Here is a 19,983-nt window from a genome sequence, read left to right as displayed (position 1 = left end):
GGCGAGGCCGATGACGTTCAAGTTGTTCCCGATGTTCGCGGTGCCGATGGCGCAGGCCGTGCATCCGGATGCCAACGCCCTCAACGCCGAACTGAAAGCGCTGCTGCTGGCGCGAGAAGCCGAAGGCGAGCGCTATGCCAACCCGCATCCGTCGCTGAAACTCCAGCCGGGCGTGTTCGAGAGCGACTTCAACCTGTTTTCCTGGCCCGAGCCGTGCGTGCAGCGTCTGCGCCAGTTCTGCTGGGCCATGCTCGGACGTGTCGTGCAGCAGGTGAACGGCTATACGCCGGAGGAGATGGCGCGTCTGCAGATCTACTCGCACACCTGGTTCCACGTGACGCGCCACGGCGGTTTCACCATCCTGCATACCCACCCGATGGCGTCGTGGTCCGGCGTCTACTGCGTCGCACCGGGCGAAATGCCGCCCGACCGCCCGGAGTCGGGCGTGCTGCGCTTCCACAACCCGCACCACTACGCCAACTACTTCCTCGACCCCGGCAATTTGCGCTTCCAAGCCCCGTACGGCCACGGCACCTGGAACATCCGCTTCCAACCCGGCCAGCTGGTGCTGTTCCCCTCCTGGCTGCAGCACGAGGTGCTGCCCTTCTACGGCCAGGACGAGCGCATCACGATCGCCTTCAACTGCTGGTTCGCGATGAAGGAAGATGGCGGCGCCGGTTGATCTTTCCGACCCGGCGTGGTTCCTCCGCGATTACCGCCCGGAGCAGGATGGCTTCGTCTTCTCGCACGTCGCGCTCGAGGACCTGACGCGGCCGGCGTTCCTCGACCAGCGCATGGGTCTTGATGCGGAGGCGGTGCAGATCGCGGCCGCCGACGTGCTCGATGCCACCCGGCCGGCGGCGACGCCGGGGCTGCTGTTCCACACCGCGTTCTGCGGCTCGACGCTGCTGTCGCGCGCATTGGAAGCGCCGCCGCGCGCGGTTTCGCTGAAGGAGCCGCTGGTGCTGCATGCGCTGGCGCGCGTCCAGTTGGCCGGACGCTGGAACGCCGCGGCGCAGGATCGCCTGCGCGCCGCGCTTGCCTTGCTGGCGCGCCCTTGGGCGCCCGGCGGACGCGTGCTGGTGAAGCCGGCCAACCAGGCCAACGGCCTGCTGCCGCAGATCCTCGCCGCCGCCCCGCAGGCGCCGGCGGTGCTGCTCTACAGCGACCTGCGCGAGTTTCTCGTCTCCTGTCTCAAGAAGGGGCCCGAGGCCGAGGTCCCGATCCGGTGGATGGCGCAGGCGCTGCTGCCCTTCACCCGCCTTCCGGCGCGGCTCGGGATCGATCCGCGCGCGCCGTTCAATCTGATCGAGGCCTGCGTGCTGGCCTGGTACGCGCAGATGGAGCTGTACGCGCAGGCGCTCGAGCACGACCACGCCGATCGCCTGCGCACGCTGGACTTTGCAACGGTACTGGCCGCGCCGGTGCCGACCGTCGAGCGTTGCGCGCGGTGGCTCGGCCTCGGGAGCGAAGGCGTCGGAGCGCGCGTTGCGTCGACGTTCGGACGCGAGTCGAAGTCGCAGACGCCGTACGACCCGACGCAGCGCGCCGCCGAGCGCGAGCAGGTGCTGCAGGCGCATGGCGCACTCGTCGAACGCGCCCTCGCCTGGGCCGAAGCGGCGGTGCAACCCGCCGCGATCACCCCGCGCGCCTGGAAGCCGCTGACGGCGCCCGCCTAGGCGATCGCCACCCGTTCGAACTTGATCGCCATCGTGTAGCGCGGCGTGTAGCAGATGCGGTGCGGCGGCCGTCCCGCGTGGCGGATGCGGCCGTCGAACACCACGAGCCGTCCCGGCCGCGGGCGCACGGCGCAGGCGATCTCCTCCTGCGCGTCGTAGAACACCGTCTCGCCGCCCCATTCGACGTCCCAGCGCTCGCACAGGTACCAGAGCGCGGTCAGGTCGTGCTGGTCGGGCAGGCAGTCGGTGTGGGTGAACAGCATGTCGCCGTAGCTCGCGACGTTGGTGTACGCGCGATACGGGCGGTAGCCGCGCCCGTCGGTCGCGAAACCGGCGACCGCGCGGCGCGTCAGTTCGAAGATCGGCTGCCGCACCAGCGCGTCGATCTTGATCTCGGTCGCCCAGTGCCGGTATTCCGCGGTTTCCGGCCGCGCGATCTCGGTGCGGGTGAACGCCGCGCGCGACAGCGCCGCCACGTACTGCTCGACGTTGGGCAGCAGTCCGTCGTAGATGCAGATGCGCCGCCCGTCGACCCGCACCTCGCGGTCGGGCGCGACGACGACGGGCGGCGCGGCGGCGACCATCAGCCGAGCAGCTCCCGGATCCGCCGCTGCTCGTCCTTCAGCGCCTGCGGCATGCGCGCGCCGAACTCGTCGAGGTAGGCGCCGAGGCTGTCGAACTCGGCGCGCCAGCCGTCGCGGTCGAACGTCAGCAGCGTCTGCAGTGCCGCGCCGTCGAGGTCGAGGCCGTCGAGGTTGAGGTCGTCCGCGCGCGGCAGGTGGCCGATCGGCGTTTCGACCGCCCCGGCGCGGCCTTCGGCGCGGTCGAGGATCCACTCCAGCACGCGCATGTTCTCGCCGAAGCCGGGCCACAGGAACCTGCCGTCGGCGCCTTTGCGGAACCAGTTGACGTGGAAGATCGGCGGCAGCTTCAGGCCCGGGCGGTCGAACGAGAGCCAGTGCGCGAAATAGTCGGCGAAGTTGTAGCCGCAGAACGGCTTCATCGCCATCGGATCGCGGCGCATCACGCCGACCTGGCCGGTGGCGGCGGCGGTGGTCTCCGACCCCATCGCCGCGCCCACGAGCACGCCGTGGCGCCAGTCGCGGGCCTGGAACACCAGGGGCACCAGCGAGGCGCGCCGGCCGCCGAACACGATGGCGCTGATCGGCACCCCCTGCGCGGCCTCGGCCGCCGGCGTCCAGCTCGGACACTGACGCGCGGACACGGTGAAGCGGGCGTTCGGATGGGCCGCCGGGCCGCGTTTGGAATCGTATGCATTGCCACGCCAATCAAAGGCGGGCACGCGGTCGTCGAGTCCCTCCCACCACGGCTGGCCGTCGGCGGTCAGGGCGACGTTGGTGAAAATCGTGTTGCGCCGGATCGTGGCGAGCGCGTTCGGATTCGACTTGCTGGAGGTGCCCGGCGCGACGCCGAAGAAGCCGGCTTCCGGATTGATCGCGTACAGGCGGCCGTCCGCGCCCGGACGCATCCAGCAGATGTCGTCGCCGACGGTCCACACCTTCCAGCCGTCGCGCCGGTAGCCCTCCGGCGGAATCAGCATGGCGAGGTTGGTCTTGCCGCAGGCCGACGGGAAGGCGGCCGCGATGTAGCGCGTTTCGCCCTTCGGATTCTCGATGCCGACGATCAGCATGTGCTCGGCCAGCCAGCCCTCCTCGCGCGCCTGCCAGGAGGCGATGCGCAGCGCGTGGCACTTCTTGCCGAGCAGGGCGTTGCCGCCGTAGCCGGAGCCGTACGACTTGATCGTCAGCTCTTCCGGGAAGTGCATGATGAAGCGGCGGTTCGGATCGAGCTCGCCGGTGGAGTGCAGGCCCTTGACGAAGGTGCCCTCGCGCTCGATGCGGGCGAGCGCCGCCGCGCCCATGCGGGTCATGATCCGCATGTTGGCGACCACGTACGGCGAATCGGTGATCTCCACGCCGCAGCGCGCCAGCGGCGAGTCGATCGGGCCCATGCAGTACGGGATGACGTACATCGTGCGCCCGCGCATGCAGCCGTCGAACAGCGCGTCCATCTTGGCGTGCGCTTCGTCGGGCGCCATCCAGGGGTTGTTCGGGCCGGCGTCGTCGCGGTTGCGGCTGCAGACGAAGGTCAGGTGCTCGACGCGGGCGACGTCGTCCGGATGCGAGCGGTGCAGGTAGCTGTCGGGGTGGGTGCGCTCGTTGAGCTTGAGCAGCGTGCCGTCGGTCAGCATCTTCGCGATCAGCGCCTCGTTTTCCTCGTCGCTGCCGTCGCACCAGTGGATCGCATCCGGCTGCGTCAGCGCGGCGACCTCGGCGACCCAGGCCTCGAGGGCCGGCAGCGTGGTCGCCGGTGCGCCGGTTTTTCGCGTCACCTCGGCGACTTCCTTGGACAGTGCGTTCATGGGCGCCTCCTGGGCGTAAGAAGAAAAGGGGGCGTGGTCCGGCCGGTCAGTAGGCCGGAATCAGCGTCGCCATCACGTGTTCGACGTAGGCCTCGAACTCGTCGTGCTGCAGGCGCGCCTGGTGCAACTGGAGGTTGAGCTGCAGGAAGCCGACATAGGCGGCATAGGTGAGCCGGGCGCGATTCTGCGCGTCCTGGCGGCTCATGCCCGCCTGCCGGAACGAAGCGGTCAGGTGATCGAGCCGGCGCTGCGACACCCGGCCGATCACCGGCTGGACCGCCGGATGGTCGAGCGCCTTCAGCAGCTCGGAATAGATGATGTGCGACTTGTACTCGTGCGCCACCAGCTCGAACAGCGAGCGCAGCCGTTCGCGCGGGTCGGCGATGGCCTCGAGCTTGCCGAAGACCTGCTCTTCCTCGAACTTCTCCCAGCGCTCGAGCGCGGCGATCAGCAGCGCATCGCGGGACGGGAAGTGCCAGTAGAAGCTGCCCTTGGTCACCCCCAGGCGGCGGGCGAGCGGCTCGACCGCCACCGCGGCCACGCCCTGCTCGGCGATCAGGTCGAGCGCCGCCTGCGCCCAGTCCTCGGCACTGAGGCGTCCGCTGCGTTCGGCTTTGCCCCCGTCGGGCTGGGTGTCGGCGAGCGTCATGGGGAAATTAAACCATACGCCACCGGCCAAGTCCGTATGCGGTGCAGCACGGCGGCCGTGGCGCGGGCGGCGGCGAGGCGCGGGCGCGGCTGAAGCCGACAGGCGCGGCCGGGCGCCCGCCGCTTGACAGCGGCTCGCCGCGATTTCCATACTCGCCCGTATGTTGAGCCGGCGGCCGTTCCGCCGCGCGTCGCCCTTACCGGCACGCCGCAGCGTCGCGTCCGCCCCTCGACCCCATCGGGAGCGCCGCCATGACCTTCGCCGTGCCATTCCTCGCCCTGCTGCTGATCGGGGCTTTCTGCGCCTACCACCGCCTGCGCCTGCCGGTCTGGGCCGGCCTGACCGCGGTCGCGCTGGCCGCCTGCTGGCTGCTCGGCGCGAACCCGACCGCGACGGCGGTGGCCGCGATCCTGGTCGCCGTCGTCGCCGTGCCGCTGATGATCGGGCCGGTGCGCCGCGCGCTGGTCACCCGTCCGCTGCTGGGCTTCTACACGAAGATCCTGCCGCCGCTGTCGGAGACCGAGCGGGTGGCGCTGGAGGCCGGCACGGTCGGCTTCGAGGGCGAGCTGTTCTCCGGCAAGCCGGACTGGAACCGCCTGCTGTCGCAGCCCAAGCCGACGCTCACCGCCGAGGAACAGGCGTTCCTGGACGGCCCGGTGGAGGAGGTCTGCCGGATGACCAACGACTGGGAGATCACCCACGTCGACGCCGACCTGCCCCCGCACATCTGGGAGTACGTCAAGAAGCACAAGTTCTTCGGGATGATCATTCCGAAGGAGTACGGCGGCCTCGGCTTCTCGGCGCTCGCCAACCACAAGGTGATCCAGAAGCTGGCGTCGGTGTCGAGCGTGCTCAGCTCCACCGTCGGCGTGCCGAACTCGCTCGGTCCGGGCGAGCTTCTGATGCATTACGGCACGCAGGAGCAGAAGGATTACTACCTGCCGCGGCTGGCCGACGGCCGCGAGGTGCCGTGCTTCGGCCTGACCGGTCCGTGGGCGGGCTCGGACGCGACCTCGATTCCCGACTACGGCATCGTCTGCGAGGGCGAGTGGAACGGCCAGCGCGTGCTCGGCGTCAAGCTCACCTTCGACAAGCGCTACATCACGCTCGCCCCGGTCGCGACCCTGATCGGTCTGGCGTTCCGCATGTACGACCCGGACGGCCTGCTCGGCGACAAGCGCGACATCGGCATCACGCTGGCGCTGGTGCCGCGCGACACGCCGGGCGTGGAGATCGGCCGCCGCCACTTCCCGCTCAACTCCCCGTTCCAGAACGGTCCGATCCACGGCCGCGAGGTGTTCATTCCGCTGAGCCAACTGATCGGCGGGCCCGCCTATGCCGGCAAGGGCTGGCAGATGCTGGTCGAATGCCTGTCGATCGGCCGCTCGATCACCCTGCCCTCCACCGCCAGCGGCGGCGGCAAGATGGGCGCGCTGGTGACCGGCGCGTACGCGCGCATCCGCAAGCAGTTCGGGTTGTCGGTCGGCCGCTTCGAAGGCGTGGAGGAAGCGCTGGCGCGGATCGGCGGCTACGCGTACGCGACCAGCGCGCTCGCCGAGGCGGCGGCCGCGGCGGTGACGCGCGGCGAGCTGCCGGCCGTGCCCTCGACCATCGCCAAGTACCACTGCACCGAGATGGGTCGCGAGATCGCCAAGGACGCGATGGACATCCACGGCGGCAAGGGCATCATCCTCGGCCCGCGCAATTACCTCGGCCGGAGCTGGCAGGCGGCGCCGATCATGATCACGGTGGAAGGCGCGAATATCATGACGCGCTCGCTGATGATCTTCGGCCAGGGCGCGATCCTGTGCCATCCGTGGGTGCTGAAGGAGATGAAGGCGGCGACGCTGCCGGATCCGCGCGAGCGCCTGCGCGAGTTCGACAAGAACCTGTTCGGCCACATCGGCTTTGCGATCTCCAACGCGGTGCGCAGTTGGTGGTACGGCCTGACCGGCAGCAAGCTCGGCGCCGCGCCCGGCGATGCCTACACCCGCCGCTTCTACCGCAAGCTCGATCGTTACTCGGCGGCGCTGGCGCTGTGCGCGGACACGTCGATGCTGCTGCTGGGCGGCAAGCTGAAGTTCAAGGAATCGCTGTCCGGCCGCCTCGGCGACGTGCTCAGCCATCTCTACATGGCCAGCGCCATCCTCAAGCGCTACGAGGACCAAGGCCGGCCGGAAGCCGATCGTCCGCTGCTGGCGTGGACGATGTTCCACAGCTTCCACAAGATCGAGGAGGCGTTCTCGGCGGCGCTGCGCAACTTCCCCGTGCGTCCGGCCGGCTGGCTGATGTGGCTGCTGGTGTTCCCGTGGGGCCGTCGTGCGGAAGCGCCGAGCGACCGTCTCGGCCACAAGGTGGCGTCCCTGCTGATGTCGCCGAACGAGGCGCGCGACCGCCTCGGCGAAGGCGTGTTCCTGACGCCGTGCGCCAACAACCCGGCCGGTCGCATCAACGGCTATCTGCAGAAGGTGATCCTGGCCGAGCCGGTGGAACGCAAGTTCCAGAAGGCGATCAAGTCGCGCGACATCGGCGCGCTCGACTTCAATGCGCAGCTCGATGAAGCCGTGCGCGAGGGCTGGATCACGGCGGACGAGCGCCGGCAGCTCGAGGAACTGCGCGCGATGACGCTCGACACCATCAGCGTGGACGATTTCGACAGCGAGGAACTGCGTTCGGCCGGCTACGTGCTGCAGCGGCTGGACGAGCGCCGCGCCCAGGCCGCCTGACGCTGCCGACGCGTACGGCCGGCGCGCGATGAGCGACACGGCGATCCTGGTCCTGTGCGGGCCGCACAGCGTCGGGTTCGCCTTGTTTCACATGGCGTTCCGGCGCCTGTTCCGCTGGCGCGAGGATCTTGCGCGCAGCTCGCCGGCCACGCGTGCGATCACGCGCGCTGTTCGGGATCGGCGCCGCCCTGTTCGCCTGGCCCCTGCTGCGTTGAGCCGCTCATGACCGAACCTGCCGTCCTGCGCCTGTACCGCAAGTGGGGCCCGTGGCTGTTCGCACGCGCGATCTGCTTCAAGGCGCCCTATTTCTCGACCATCCGCCCGCGGTTCGATGTGCTGGAACCCGGCCGCTGCGTGGCGAGCCTGCGCCATCGGCGACGGGTCACCAACCACCTCGGCACCGTGCATGCGATCGCGCTGTGCAATCTCGCCGAGCTCGCCGCCGGAGTGATGGCCGAAGCGACGCTGCCGGCCGGCATGCGCTGGATCCCGAAGGGCATGACCGTGGCCTACCTCAAGAAAGCCGTCGGCGAGATGCGCGCGGAAGCGGTGCCCGAAGCCGAGGCGCGCATGGCCGACACCGGCTACGACCTGCCGGTGCGCGTGGAGATCACCGACCGCGCCGGCGAAGCGGTGATGCGCGCACGGATCGCGCTGTGGGTGACGCCGAAGCGGTCGTAGGAACGAGTTCTGCGCGCAGCGCCGTGCTGCACGGCAGCACCTCACGGCCCGATTCCTTCACGCGTGCATAACGAGCGGTACTGCGCCCGCATGCAAAAGCCGTGAAACCGTGACGCACGTCCGCCGGGCCACAACGTCGCTTGACGGCCGCGATGCAGGCTTCCTACGGTCGCCCGCGTGCCAGGTCTGCCTCCGCGGCCAACTGACCACAGCTTCCTCGTCTTTCGTAGTTGCGCCATCCGGAAGGTGCATCGCGGCACGCTCGTCCATCCACCCTGCAGTGAAGGAGAACTGAAATGAGCAATGCCACGCAGAACGTCGAACTGACCGCCGACTGGCGCTCCGGCGCGGACGTCCATCATCCGGCCGGCCCGCTGTTCACCAGCGGCGAATTCGCCGAAGCCGACATCGTGTGCGAGACGTGGAACGGCAGCGGCCAGTGCGGAACGGCCTGCACGTGGTCGCGCACGCGTCAGTGCTGCTGATCGTCCATGGCGTCGGTATCCGACGCCGGCAGCTTTGACGTATCGCTGGGCTGCCTGTACTCGTCCTCGCTGGACGAGCTGGCAGCCCAGCTCTCATCCGTTGCCGGCCTGCACGATACGGAACGCGAGGTCGTCCTCGAAGCCACGCGCGAGTCGCTCGCGGGGGTGCTGCACGCCAAGCTGTGTCGGCTGCTCATCACCGAACTGCACGCCGCGCGCGCGGGTGGCCGGTTGGACGGCGTCTCCCCGCAGGAGCGCTGGACCTGCTTCCTCGCGCGCTCGGCGGAGCCCGGCTTCTGGCGCGCGATAGAGCCGCATTACCCGACGATGCGTGCGCGGGTCTCGCGCATCGTGGCCAACCGCTGCGCCGCTTCGGCGCGGTTCGCGCGGCACCTGGCCAACGATCGCGCGCGGCTGGCGACGCTGGGATTCGGCGCACGCCTTGCCGGACTGGGTTTCGGCGCGGGCGACAGCCATTGCGCGGGGAGGACGGTCGCGATCGTGGATGGCGAGGACGGCGCGCGTCTGGTGTACAAGCCGCGCTCGCTGCGCGTGGACGCGTCGCTCAAGGCCTTCGTCGCGACCATTGCGGGCGTTGCCGGACTCGCGACCGGCGCCTATGTCCCCGACGTGCTCGAAGGAACCGATCACGGCTGGTGCGAGTTCGTCCGTCACCGTTTCGCGGAGGCGCACGAGCTGCCGCTGTTCTACCGCAGCATCGGCCACTGGCTGGCGCTGATGCGCCTGCTCGGCGGCAGCGACCTCCATGCCGAGAACCTGATCGCCCGGGGCGCACAGGCGGTGGTGGTCGATTGCGAAACGCTGTTCACACCCGTGATCCCGCAGAAGCCGACCGGCTTGGGCGCGGCTCCGGATGCGGCAAGCGAGCGCCTGGCGCGCTCGGTCCTCACGGTCGGGTTGTTGCCGGGGCGCGGTCTGGGGCTCGGGTGGCGCGGAATCGACGGCTCGGCGCTCGGCATGCTGCCCGGCGAGCAACCCCGCGTCCCCGTTCCCACCATTCTCGATGCCGGCACCGACCAGGCGCGGATCGGCACTGCGCTCGTTCCGCTGCCGCCCGCGCTGAACCATCCCAGCCCGGCGCCCGCGTTGGCGAAGCATTGGCCCGAAGTCCTGCACGGCTTCGACGAGATGACGGCGGCGCTTCGCGCGCTCGACCGCAGCGGCCGTCTCGCGCCCATGCTGGAGCCGTTCGCCGACTGCCGCGTGCGCGTGGTCGTGCGCGCCACCGAGGTCTATGCGGAGCTGGGACGCATGCTCTGGCATCCGATCTCGCTGCACGACGAGGCCTCCGCGCGCGCGAAGGCGCGCGAGCTGCTCACTCAGATGGCCGGTAACGTCGCACTCGCACCCGCAGCGGCCGAGGTGATCGAAGCCGAGATCGACGAGCTGGAGACGGGCGACATCCCCTATTTCTCGTGCATCGCCGCGCACGGCCGGCTGGACGGGCCCGGCGGAACGCATTGGCTCGCCGCCGCCGACCGTGTCGAAGAAGCGTTGGCCTGCTGGCGCGCAGGCGACGAGGCGCTCGATCGCAAGGTCATCCGCGCTTCGCTGGTCAGCGCGTACCTCAACGACGGCTGGACGCCGACCGAAGAGCGCCTGCGCGCAGGCCCGCCGCGCACCGACGAGCACGAGCATCGCCGTCGCGGCGCGGCACTCGCGATCATGCGGTCGATCCTCGACGAGGCGATCCGCGGCGAGGACGGCACGGCCACCTGGATCGCGCCCTCGCTCAATCCCGCCGGCTGGTCGGTCCAGCCGCTGGACGCCGAGCTGTACAGCGGCATCTCCGGCATCGCCGTGCTGACCGCGGCCTATCTGCACGAGGGACGCGCCGGCCGTGCGGAGCCGCTTCCGCAACTGGAGTCGCTGCTGGACGGTTGTCTGCGCACGCTGCGCAACGCCCAGCGCAAGCTGCTCGACAACATGGCCGCACACGTCCGCATGCGGCCGCCGCAAGTGGGTGGATACATCGGTCTGGGCTCGCAGATCGCCAGCCTGCTGCTGCTCGAACGGCTCGGCGCGGCCACGCCCGAGGACATCGAACGCGCACGGCGTCTCGCATCGCTGGTTCCCGGCGTGCTCCGCCACGACCGCCACTTCGACGTCCTCGGCGGCGCCGCCGGCTGCATCGTGCCGCTGCTCGCCCTGTTCGAACGCACCGGCGATCATGGGCTCCTGCCGATCGCACGCATGCTCGCCGAGCACCTGCGCAACGCCGCGACGTTCGATGGGGACGCCGCGTACTGGCCTACGTCGCAGTGGCCGAACGGAGTCGGCGGCTTCGCCCACGGCACGACGGGCATCGGCTGGGCACTGACGCATCTGGCGCGCACGCTCGGCGACGCGGACGCGCTGACGCTCGCCGACGCGGCATTCCGTTTCGAGCAGCGGCTGTACGATGCCGACGAGCGCGCATGGCTGGACATGCGCAACGACGGCCCCGACGTGCCGCCGGATGCGCGCTACTCGGCGGCGTGGTGCCATGGCGCGGTGGGCATCGGGTTGGCCCGCCTCGATCTGGATCCCCGCCTGGACGATCCGACTACCGAGAAGATGCTGCAGGATGCCGTCGCGTGCACGCTCCGGCGCGGCCTCGGCTGGAACCACACGCTCTGCCACGGCGATCTCGGCGCGTGGGAGCTGCTGCGCGAAGCCGACCGTCGCGGACTGCTGCCTCCAGGACATACACGGGCTGCGCTGGAAGCCGACATCCTCACCAGCATCGAGGACCACGGTCCCTGCAGCGGCTTCGTGCGCGACGTACTGTCGCCCGGGCTGCTGCCGGGCGTGGGCGGGATCGCCTACCAGTTGCTGCGCATGCATCCGGACAGCGATCTGCCTTCGATGCTTGCTCCCGGGAGGTCGTCTGAGCGACTCGTCTGACACCGTCGGGCTGGAAACGCCCTATTGGCGTATCGAACCTGCCGACCGGCGCATGACGCTGATGCAGGTGATCCGCCGGCTGACGCTGGCCGCAGGTCCGATCGCCAGCGCGATCCGCCATGCGGCACCGCGCGCTTCGCTGCTGGTCGCACTCGGGCAGCTAGGGTCGGCGGCCGCGCTGGCGGCGATGCTCATGGGGGCGAACCGGGTGCTCTCGCAACTGCTCGCGGCTGCCGGCATCGCCGATGGCCTGCGCGGCGCCATGCCGGCCATCGCCACCGTGGCTGCGCTTTACGGGCTGCATATCGCGCTCGACGGCGTGACCAAAGCGGCGCAGGCCCACATTGTGCCGGCGGTCCGCCGGCACGCGGAGGAGCGTCTTTACGCGGCCGCGCTGCGCGCCGATCTGGCATGTTTCGAGGACGCCGGGTTCTACGACCGGCTGCACCGCGCGCGCGACCGCGGGATCATGCATTTCGAAGGCACCGCCTCGGCGTTGATGGACATGGCGGGCGCCTGCGCCGTGCTCGCCGGCGCGGTGGTCGCGCTGTTCCTGCTGCATCCCACGCTGCCGCTCGCCCTGTTCTTCGCCGCGCTGCCGGAAGGATGGGCGGCCTTCCACGCCGCGCGCCTGCAGTACGAGGCGATGCCGACCACGATCGCATTGATGCGACGTGTGCAGATGCTGGCCGAGCTGGCGACCCAGCGCGAAGCGGCCGCGGAGATCCGCGCCAACCGCACCCAGGACTACCTGATCGCGGAATACCGCACGAGCGCCGTCGCGCTCGAACGCCACATGGTCGCGCTCGGCCTGAGCGAAGCGCGCTTCACGATGGCCGGACGCTTCGCCACCGGCGTGGGCCTGGCGCTGACCTTCGCCTGGCTCGGACTGATGCTGGGCAAGGGATGGCTCGATCTGGCGCTCGCCGGCACCGCGGCGATCGCGCTGCGCACGACGTCCGCAGCGATGGCGCAACTGGTTCGAGCGGGCAACGAGATGATCGAGAAGGCGCTGTACATCAGCGACTACGCCGAGTTCGTACGCGATGCAGCGCAGCAGCGCGAACCCGACGGCGAGCCGGCGCCGCGCATGCCGGGGCGGATCGAACTCGAGCGCGTGTCGTTCCGTTACCCGGGCGCGACGCGGTGCGCGCTGGAAGAGGTATCGCTCGCCATCGAACCGGGCCAGACCGTGGCGCTGGTGGGCGAGAACGGCTCCGGCAAATCCACCCTGGCCAAGCTGATCGCCGGGCTCTACCGGGCCGATGGCGGACGCGTGCTGTGGGCGGGTACCGATGTCGCGCGGATCGATCCGGCCGCGCGCGCCGATCGGGTCGCCCTGGTCCAGCAGCACCCGATCCGGTGGCCGCGGAGCGCGGAACAGAACGTGCGCCTGGGCCGCCCGGAGCGTTGCGATCCCGAACGTACCGCGTTGCTGGCCGCGGCCGAGGAGTCGCGGGCCGCGGAAGTCGTCGAGATGCTGCCGCACGGCTGGGACACGCTGCTGTGCCGGGAATTCCAGGGCGGCCAGGATCTGTCCAGCGGCCAATGGCAGCGGCTGGCCGTCGCGCGCGGGCTGTACCGCGACGCCCCGCTGGTGATCTGGGACGAGCCGACCGCACCGCTCGATCCGAAGGCGGAGCATGCGGTGTACGAGAGCCTGCGCCGGCTCGCCCGGCAGCGGACGGTCATCCTGATCACCCACCGCCTGGCGAGCGTGCGCAACGCCGACCGCATCTTCATGCTCGACCGCGGCCGGCTGGTCGAGCAAGGCAGCCACGAGGAGCTGCTGCGCGCGAACGGCCGGTACGCCGAGCTCTACCGCCTGCAGGCACGGCTGCACGACCTCGCGTCGGAGTGCGCCGATGCCTGATTGGAGCATGCTCGCCCGCCGGCTGGCTGGCCGCGTGGTGCTGCCGGAGGAGGCGGACATCGCCCATGCGTTCAAGCAGTTCAGCGCCGACCAGACGCTGGCGGCGCCCGAAGCGCTGATCCGTTGCCGCAGCGAGGAGGACGTACGCGAGGCGATCGCGTTCGTTCGCGCGCATGGCGGCGACTTCGCCGTCCGCAGCGGAGGACACTGCTTCGCCGACTTCTCCCATTCCGCCCACGCCATCATCGACCTCGGCGCGATGCGCACGATCGAACCGTGCATGCGCGACGGGGAGCGCCGCGTGCGCCTGGGCCCGGGTGCGTGCGGTGAACATCTGGTGCCCGCGTTGTCGCCCTCGGGCCTTGCCGTTCCCACCGGAGGGTGCCCCACCGTGGCGATCGGCGGACTGTCGCTGGTCGGCGGGTTCGGAATGTTCGGACGGCGCAACGGCCTGGCGGCGGACCGCGTCCGAGGCTTTCGCGTCGTCCTGGCTGATGGCAGCGCCGTCGATGCGTCGGCGCATACGCATCCGGAGCTGTTCTGGGCGCTGCGCGGCGCAGGAGCCGCCGGCTTCGGCGTGGTTACCTCGCTGGAAATGGCCGTGCACGACGTGCCCGAAGCGACCGCATGCCTCGGCACGTGGCCGATCGGGCTTGCGGCCGAGCTGGTGCAGCGGTGGCAGCGCTTCGCGCCCGACGCTCCGGCTTGCGCCAACCTTGCGCTCGCGCTCGTTGCGCCTGACGATCCCGACGTCGCCTGCATCGCCCAGCTTCACGGACTGATCTTCCACGACGGTCCGCAGCGCGAGGTCCACGATGCGCTGATCGCGGCGCTGGGCCCGCTGTCGTCCCGCCTTCGAACGTGGCGCATGGGTGCGAACGACGTGGCGGCCTATGCCGCGGGGCTGCTCGACCACGCGGGCAAGCCCGCCTGGCAACCGAGCCGTCCGTTCCGTACGCATGGCTTCCAAGTGACGCGATCGCATTTCTTCGACCGTCTTGTCGAACGCCCCGCGCTCGATGCCTGCATCGATGCGCTCCGCTCGGCGCGTGCGTATGCGCTGCACCGCGAGATCGAACTGGTGCCGTGGGGCGGCGCCTACGCGACCGGATCCGACGGCGCGTTCATCCATCGCCACGCGCGCATGCTGGTCAGGCACACGGCGTACACGGGCGCGCGCGCCACTGAAGCGCTGCGCGCGGAGGCGCGCCGCTGGTGCGAGGCATCGCATGCCGCGCTTTCCGCTCACGCCAACGGTCACGCCTACCAAGGGTACGCCGAGCGCTCGCTGGCGACATGGCGACGCGCCTACTACGGCACGCATTACCCCCGGCTGCAGGCGATCAAGCAACGTTACGATCCGGATGGCGCGTTCCGACACCCGCAGTCCATCGAGACCGCCACCGCGCCGTCGCCGGCGAGCGAGGCGGCTGGCGTCTGAGCTGCGCTGGAATCAGGCCGCTCCGCCGCGCGCATGCCAGGCCTTGAGCACCTCGGCCTCGCGCCCGGGGGACAGGCCGGCCTTCGGTTTGGCGCGGCGCTCCGCCGGCAGCGAACGCCAGTACGCCAGGGTGGCGCGGACGGTCTCCTCCAGCGAGCGGTAACGCAGTCCCGCGGCCTGCGCCTTCGCGGTGCTGACACGGCCGAAGCCCGCGTAGTCGCCTCGCGCCGGAATCCAGATCGGCATGTCCTGCCACGGGGCCACCTTGTGCGCGTCGAGGAAATCGGCCGGCACCCAGGTGAGGGTGGAGGAAGCGCCGGCCGGTTGTTCGCAGGGCGCGCGCACGCACCGGATCGCGTTCATGTCGCGCGCGACCTTCCGGCACGTCTCCAGCACCGCGCCCATGCTCAGCGTGCCGGGTGCCGCATCGGCGTTGAACGTGCCGGTCGTGCGCGTCTCGATCAGGTGGACGAGGAATCCGGCGAGATCGCGAACGTCGATGAACTGGGTCGGATCCTGCGGCGTGCCGGGCGCGAGGATCTCGCCGCCGCGGTCGGCGCGCGCCGGCCAGTAGGTGAAGCGGTCGGTCGGATCGCCGGGACCGACGATCAGCCCGGGCCGGACGACGGTGGTGCGTCCGGGCAGTTCGGCCTCGGCGGCCTGCTCGCACAGCGCCTTGAGGCCGCCGTAGGTCTCGCCGGTCACCTGGGTGACGGTCGGGTCCGGCAGCACGATCAGCGGCGCCGATTCGTCCATGCCCGGCTTGTCGTTGCGGGCGTAGACCGAGATGGTCGAGATCAGCAGGTACTGGCCGACGCGCGGGGCCAGCAGGCGCGCCGAGCGCGTCACGTCCGCCGGGATGTAGGCGGAGGTGTCCAGCACCGCGTCCCACCGGCGCTTGCCTTCCAGCGCGGAGAGATCGGTCTTGCGGTCGCCGTGGAGCTGTTCGATGTCGCGGTAGTCCTCGCCCGCGAAACGGTCCGGGTTGGTCTTGCCGCGGTTGAACAGGGTGAGCGTGTGGCCGCGCGCGCGCGCCGCTTCCACGAACTGCGGCCCGAGGAAGCCGGTGCCGCCGAGCACCAGGATCTTCAGCCGCTTCGCCTTGCGCGCGCGGGCGACCGGCAGGGTGCCCAGGGACAGCAGCCCCGCCGCGGCGATTCCGGCGGCGAGCACGTCACGGCGGGTGGTCATGGCTCAGCTCCGTTCGACCGGCGAGGACGGCAGCGTGCGCTGCGCCCGCACCACGCGCCATGCGCCGAAGGTCATGCCGGCGGCGAGCAGCGTTCCGAACAGGAACACCGCCGAGGAGCCGAGCGCCGCGACCGCCTTGTGCGCCCACACGAACGTGAGATCGGCGCCGCGGTACACGGCGGTGTCGATCACCGCCTTCGCCTTGTAGCGCGACTCGCGGTCGACGCGGGTGTAGAGCGTCTCGCGCGCCGGCTTGTTGAGCGAGAACTCGCTGGAACGGGTGACGATCTGCACCACCGCCACCAGCACCGGCAAGGGCGATGCGGACAGCAGCGCGAAGCCGAGCAACACCGCGAAGCCCGGAATCAGCAGCAGCGGCCCCACGCCGAAGCGACGCAACAGCCAGCGCGTCAGCAGCACCTGCACCGTCAGCGTCAGCAGGTTGATGGCCAGATCGATGTTGGCGTAGTACGCCGTCCGCGCCTCGTCGTCGACGTAGAACCGGCGCGCGATGGCGGCCTGTTCGTTGTAGAGCATGGTGCCAACGCCAATGCCGAAGAACATCAGCAGCGCGATCGCGCGCAGCAGCGGGCGCTCCCACACCAGCCGCAATCCGGCAAGCACGGAGCCGCCCATCGCGCGCCCGTCGCGCGCATCGCCCGCTGCGCGCTCGCGGCGCAGCGCCCACGGCCGCAGGCGGACGATGCACACCAGGCACACGGCGAGGAACGACGCCGACACCAGCAGCAGGTTGCCCACGCCGATGCGCTCGACCAGCGTGCGCGTCAGCAGCGGCCCGAGCATGGCGCCGACCGTGCCGCCGGCGCCGATGTAGCCGTAGACCTTCTTGGCGTGTTCGTTGTCGAACACGTCGGCCATGTAGCTCCAGAACACGCTCACCGCGAACAGGTTGAACACCGCGATGAAGACGAAGAACGCGGCGCCGCGGCCGGTGACGTCGCGGTCGAACGCCCAGTAGAACGCGAGCAGGCAGGCGATGAACACGCCGTACACCGCCGGCAGGAACACCCGCCGCGGATGGCGCGACACCAGCCAGCCGTACACCGGCTGCAGCAGCAGCATCGACACGAAGGTTCCGGTGAACAGCAACTGCAGGGTGAAATCGCCCAGCTCGAACCCGCGCCGCTGCGCCCACTCCAGCCAGGCGCGCGGGAAGATCGCGGCGGCATCGGCGGAGGCGCCCATCGCGTCGCGCACCGGCCGCAGCACGTAGTAGCCGGTGAGCAGGGAGAAGAAGTACAGCGCCGCCCACCACAACGCGGCGTCGCCGAGATGCGCCTGCAATGCCGTCCAGGGCCGCGCGCTGCGGGAAAGTTCGGGCTGCGTGCTCATGCGGGCTCCGCGAGGGTGCGCGCACGTTAGCGGACGCGCCGTGCAGGTGCCAGCGCCGGACGTCGGCCCCCGAGCATTTGCTCTATCCCGCGGGCTTACGGTCCGCCGATGCCTTCCGCCCGCCCCGTGGTCTACGACTACATCATCGTCGGCGCCGGCTCGGCCGGCTGCGTGCTGGCCCACCGGCTCAGCGAGGACCCGGACGTCAACGTGCTGCTGCTGGAGGCGGGCCCGCGCGACTGGCATCCGTTCATCCACATGCCCGCCGGCCTCGCCAAGCTGGTCGGCAAGAAGGGCGTGAACTGGGACTACGTCACCGCGCCCGAACCGCAACTGGACAACCGCGTGCTGTGGTGGCCGCGCGGCAAGGTGCTGGGCGGCTCCAGCTCGATCAACGCGATGTGCTACATCCGCGGCGTGCCGCGCGACTACGACGCGTGGGCGCAGGCCGGCGCGCGCGGCTGGGACTGGGCGGGCGTGCTGCCGTATTTCATCCGCGCCGAGCGCAACCAGCGCGGCGCCGATGCGCTGCACGGCGCCGACGGCCCGCTGTACGTGTCGGACCTGCGCTACGTCAATCCGCTTTCGCACGTGTTCGTCGAGGCGGGCGAGCAGGCCGGCCTGCCGCGCAACGACGATTTCAACGGGCCGAACCAGCTCGGCGTCGGCCTCTATCAGGTGACGCAGAAGGACGGTGCGCGCTGTTCGGCGGCGGTGGCCTACCTGCAGCCGGCGCGCGGGCGCCGCAACCTCACCGTGCTTACCGGCGCGCACGCTTCGCGCATCACCTTCGAACGCGGACGCGCGACCGGCGTGGCCTACGTGCATCGCGGCCGCGCGTTCCACGCTCCGGCCGCGCGCGAGGTGCTGGTGTGCGGCGGCGCGATCAACTCGCCGCAACTGCTGATGCTGTCGGGCATCGGCCCGGCCGGCGAGCTGCGGCGGCTCGGCATCGAAACGGTGGTCGACGCGCCCGAGGTGGGCGCCAACCTGCAGGACCATCTGGACATCTGCACCGTGCGGCACGCGACGCGGCGGATCACCTACGACCGTCTCAGCGACACCGCGATCGCTTTCGACTACTACCTGCGCGGCCGTCGCGGACCGGGCACCAGCAACATCGCCGAGGCCGGCGGCTTCGCGCGATCGCCGCTCGCGCCCGACGAACGCGCGGACATCCAGTTCCATTTCGTGCCGGCGATGCTCGACGATCACGGCCGCCATCGCCTGCCCGGCGACGGCTTCACCGTCCACGCCTGCTTCCTGCGCCCGCGCAGCCGCGGCCGCATCCGGCTGGTCAGCGCCAGCGCCGGCGACAAGCCCCGCATCGAGGCGAACTACCTCGGCGATCCGGACGGCTTCGATCTGCGGATGATGCTGGAGTGCGCGCGGCTCTCGCAGACGCTGCTGGCGCAGAAGGCGTTCGAGCCCTTCCGCGGCGCGCCGATCTACCCGTCGCAGGAGCATCCGAGCGACGAGGAGTTGCTCGCCTTCATCCGCGCCAAGGCCGAAACCGTGTACCACCCGGTCGGCACCTGCCGGATGGGCGAGGACGCGCGCGCGGTGGTCGATGCGGAACTGCGCGTGCGCGGCGTGGAGGGCGTGCGCGTGGTCGACGCCTCGGTCATGCCGGCGCTGCCCGGCGGCAACACCAACGCGCCGACGATCATGATCGCCGAGCGCGCTGCCGATCTGATCCGCGGCCGCACGCCGCTGCGCGCTGCCGGCTGATCGGGCCGCCCGGCTGTAGGCGCGGCTGTCGGAGCGGCTGTAGGAGCGTTGCCGGCGCTACGCCGCCAGCAGCGGCGGCAGCGGACAGCCGAGCACGGCGCACACGGTGCGCAGCAGTTCGGACTCGGCAACGGTGATGCGGCCATCGTGCGACACCGCCTCGGCCAGCGCCTCCACCATCACCTGCTTGGCCAGCGGATCGAGCCGGTCGAGCGGTTCCCACACCGCATCCAGCGCGCGCACGCCCGCGGCGGGCGGCGCGTAGTCGAGGTGGTCGCGCGGCAGCACGCGGTTCAGGCCCGCCAGGTACGCGCGTCGCGCCTGCGCCTCGTCCGCGCTGCCGGCCTGCGCCAGCACCGCGAGCAGGGTGGCGAACTCGCGGCGCACGTCGCCGGGCTTGCGGCGGCCGATGCGCGCGTGCCGCGCCGGGTCGAGATAGGCGCGCACCTGCGTCGCCAGCAGGGTGCCGAGGCAGTACTCGAACAGCGATACCTCGCCGTCGGCATGCACCAGCGCTTCCACGGTGGCGATGAAGGCGTCCAGCTCCGGACGCGGACGGCGGCGCAGCGCCGGGAACGCCAGCTCCGCCAGCGGCAGGCGCAGCGACGGATGCAGGCCGGCGACCTCGGCGCGCAGGCGTTCGGCGGCGACGGCGGTCGGCGGCCCGAGGCGCCCGGCGATGAGCGCGCGCTGGCCTTCGGCGATGGACGCGTCCTCGTGCAGCAGCAACGCCAGCAGCACCGGCATCACCGCCTCCGGCTGCCGCGCGGGCGCGCGCACGGCCTCGGGCAGCGCGGCGATCAGCGCATCCGCGTGGCGCCAGGCGTCGGCGCCCGGCGTCGCGGTGCGGGCCGCCACCTGCGCCGGCGCCACGGGCGCGGCGC

General features: G+C 70.8%; 14 protein-coding genes and 1 pseudogene. 9 read left to right on the top strand and 6 right to left on the bottom strand.

Annotated features, from left to right (window positions below; all coding sequences use genetic code 11):
* Positions 1-10 precede the first annotated feature (10 nt).
* Positions 11-682: a putative 2OG-Fe(II) oxygenase gene (locus FQY64_RS06695; protein WP_146473182.1), complete on the top strand. Its 672-nt coding sequence runs from the start codon at positions 11-13 to the stop codon at positions 680-682.
* Entirely contained in the window at positions 666-1,679 is a 1,014-nt protein-coding gene (locus FQY64_RS06690; protein WP_146473180.1) for a hypothetical protein, read from the top strand. Before FQY64_RS06695 ends, FQY64_RS06690 begins: the two co-directional genes overlap by 17 nt.
* Here the strand turns inward: FQY64_RS06690 and FQY64_RS06685 are convergent.
* From FQY64_RS06685 to FQY64_RS06675, 3 genes are read right to left on the bottom strand one after another with little or no spacing between them, the layout of a single operon-like run.
* Positions 1,676-2,263, bottom strand: a complete 588-nt coding sequence (locus FQY64_RS06685; RefSeq protein WP_146473178.1) for a 2OG-Fe(II) oxygenase — start codon at positions 2,261-2,263, stop codon at positions 1,676-1,678. The two genes, FQY64_RS06690 and FQY64_RS06685, sit on opposite strands and share 4 nt — an antisense overlap.
* On the bottom strand, positions 2,263-4,062 hold the full coding sequence (locus FQY64_RS06680; RefSeq protein WP_146473176.1) for a phosphoenolpyruvate carboxykinase (GTP): 1,800 nt from the start codon (positions 4,060-4,062) through the stop codon (positions 2,263-2,265). The genes FQY64_RS06685 and FQY64_RS06680 overlap by 1 nt, the downstream gene beginning before the upstream one ends.
* Before the next feature lie 46 nt (positions 4,063-4,108).
* Complete coding sequence (locus FQY64_RS06675) at positions 4,109-4,711, bottom strand: TetR/AcrR family transcriptional regulator (RefSeq protein ID WP_146473174.1); 603 nt, start codon at positions 4,709-4,711, stop codon at positions 4,109-4,111.
* A gap of 251 nt (positions 4,712-4,962) precedes the next feature.
* Here FQY64_RS06675 and FQY64_RS06670 point away from each other — a divergent pair, with 251 nt between their 5' ends.
* The 6 genes from FQY64_RS06670 (at position 4,963) to FQY64_RS06645 (ending at position 14,824) form a co-directional block, all read left to right on the top strand.
* Positions 4,963-7,437, top strand: a complete 2,475-nt coding sequence (locus FQY64_RS06670; RefSeq protein ID WP_146473172.1) for an acyl-CoA dehydrogenase — start codon at positions 4,963-4,965, stop codon at positions 7,435-7,437.
* Positions 7,438-7,659: 222 nt separating this feature from the next.
* Positions 7,660-8,118: a hotdog fold domain-containing protein gene (locus tag FQY64_RS06665; protein ID WP_146473170.1), complete on the top strand. Its 459-nt coding sequence runs from the start codon at positions 7,660-7,662 to the stop codon at positions 8,116-8,118.
* 296 nt (positions 8,119-8,414) lie between these two features.
* Complete coding sequence (locus tag FQY64_RS06660; RefSeq protein WP_146473168.1) at positions 8,415-8,603, top strand: DUF6229 family protein; 189 nt, start codon at positions 8,415-8,417, stop codon at positions 8,601-8,603.
* A 6-nt stretch (positions 8,604-8,609) separates the two neighbouring features.
* Positions 8,610-11,510 carry a type 2 lanthipeptide synthetase LanM family protein gene (locus FQY64_RS06655; protein ID WP_146473166.1) on the top strand — a complete coding sequence of 967 codons (2,901 nt, stop codon included), beginning with the start codon at positions 8,610-8,612 and terminating at the stop codon, positions 11,508-11,510.
* 52 nt (positions 11,511-11,562) lie between these two features.
* Entirely contained in the window at positions 11,563-13,383 is a 1,821-nt protein-coding gene (locus FQY64_RS06650) for an ABC transporter ATP-binding protein (protein WP_146473164.1), read from the top strand.
* A gap of 7 nt (positions 13,384-13,390) precedes the next feature.
* On the top strand, positions 13,391-14,824 hold the full coding sequence (locus FQY64_RS06645) for an FAD-binding oxidoreductase (protein WP_186760881.1): 1,434 nt from the start codon (positions 13,391-13,393) through the stop codon (positions 14,822-14,824).
* A gap of 12 nt (positions 14,825-14,836) precedes the next feature.
* Here the strand turns inward: FQY64_RS06645 and FQY64_RS06640 are convergent, their stop codons facing one another.
* Positions 14,837-16,015, bottom strand: a complete 1,179-nt coding sequence (locus tag FQY64_RS06640) for an NAD-dependent epimerase/dehydratase family protein (RefSeq protein ID WP_146473160.1) — start codon at positions 16,013-16,015, stop codon at positions 14,837-14,839.
* Positions 16,016-16,018: 3 nt separating this feature from the next.
* Positions 16,019-17,368 (bottom strand): NTP/NDP exchange transporter, encoded by a 1,350-nt coding sequence (locus tag FQY64_RS06635; RefSeq protein WP_146473158.1) that lies wholly within the window; start codon positions 17,366-17,368, stop codon positions 16,019-16,021.
* Positions 17,369-17,476: 108 nt separating this feature from the next.
* On the opposite strand from FQY64_RS06635, the gene FQY64_RS06630 reads away from it, so the two are divergent.
* Complete coding sequence (locus FQY64_RS06630; RefSeq protein ID WP_146473157.1) at positions 17,477-19,099, top strand: GMC family oxidoreductase; 1,623 nt, start codon at positions 17,477-17,479, stop codon at positions 19,097-19,099.
* Between the two features lie 57 nt (positions 19,100-19,156).
* Here the strand turns inward: FQY64_RS06630 and FQY64_RS14745 are convergent.
* A pseudogene (locus FQY64_RS14745) lies at positions 19,157-19,983 on the bottom strand (M48 family metallopeptidase); the annotation flags it as partial.

The organism is Vulcaniibacterium thermophilum, from assembly GCF_007923255.1.
GTDB classification, from domain to species: Bacteria; Pseudomonadota; Gammaproteobacteria; order Xanthomonadales; family Xanthomonadaceae; genus Lysobacter_F; species Lysobacter_F thermophilum.
This window is presented reverse-complemented; position numbering and strand designations above follow the sequence as displayed.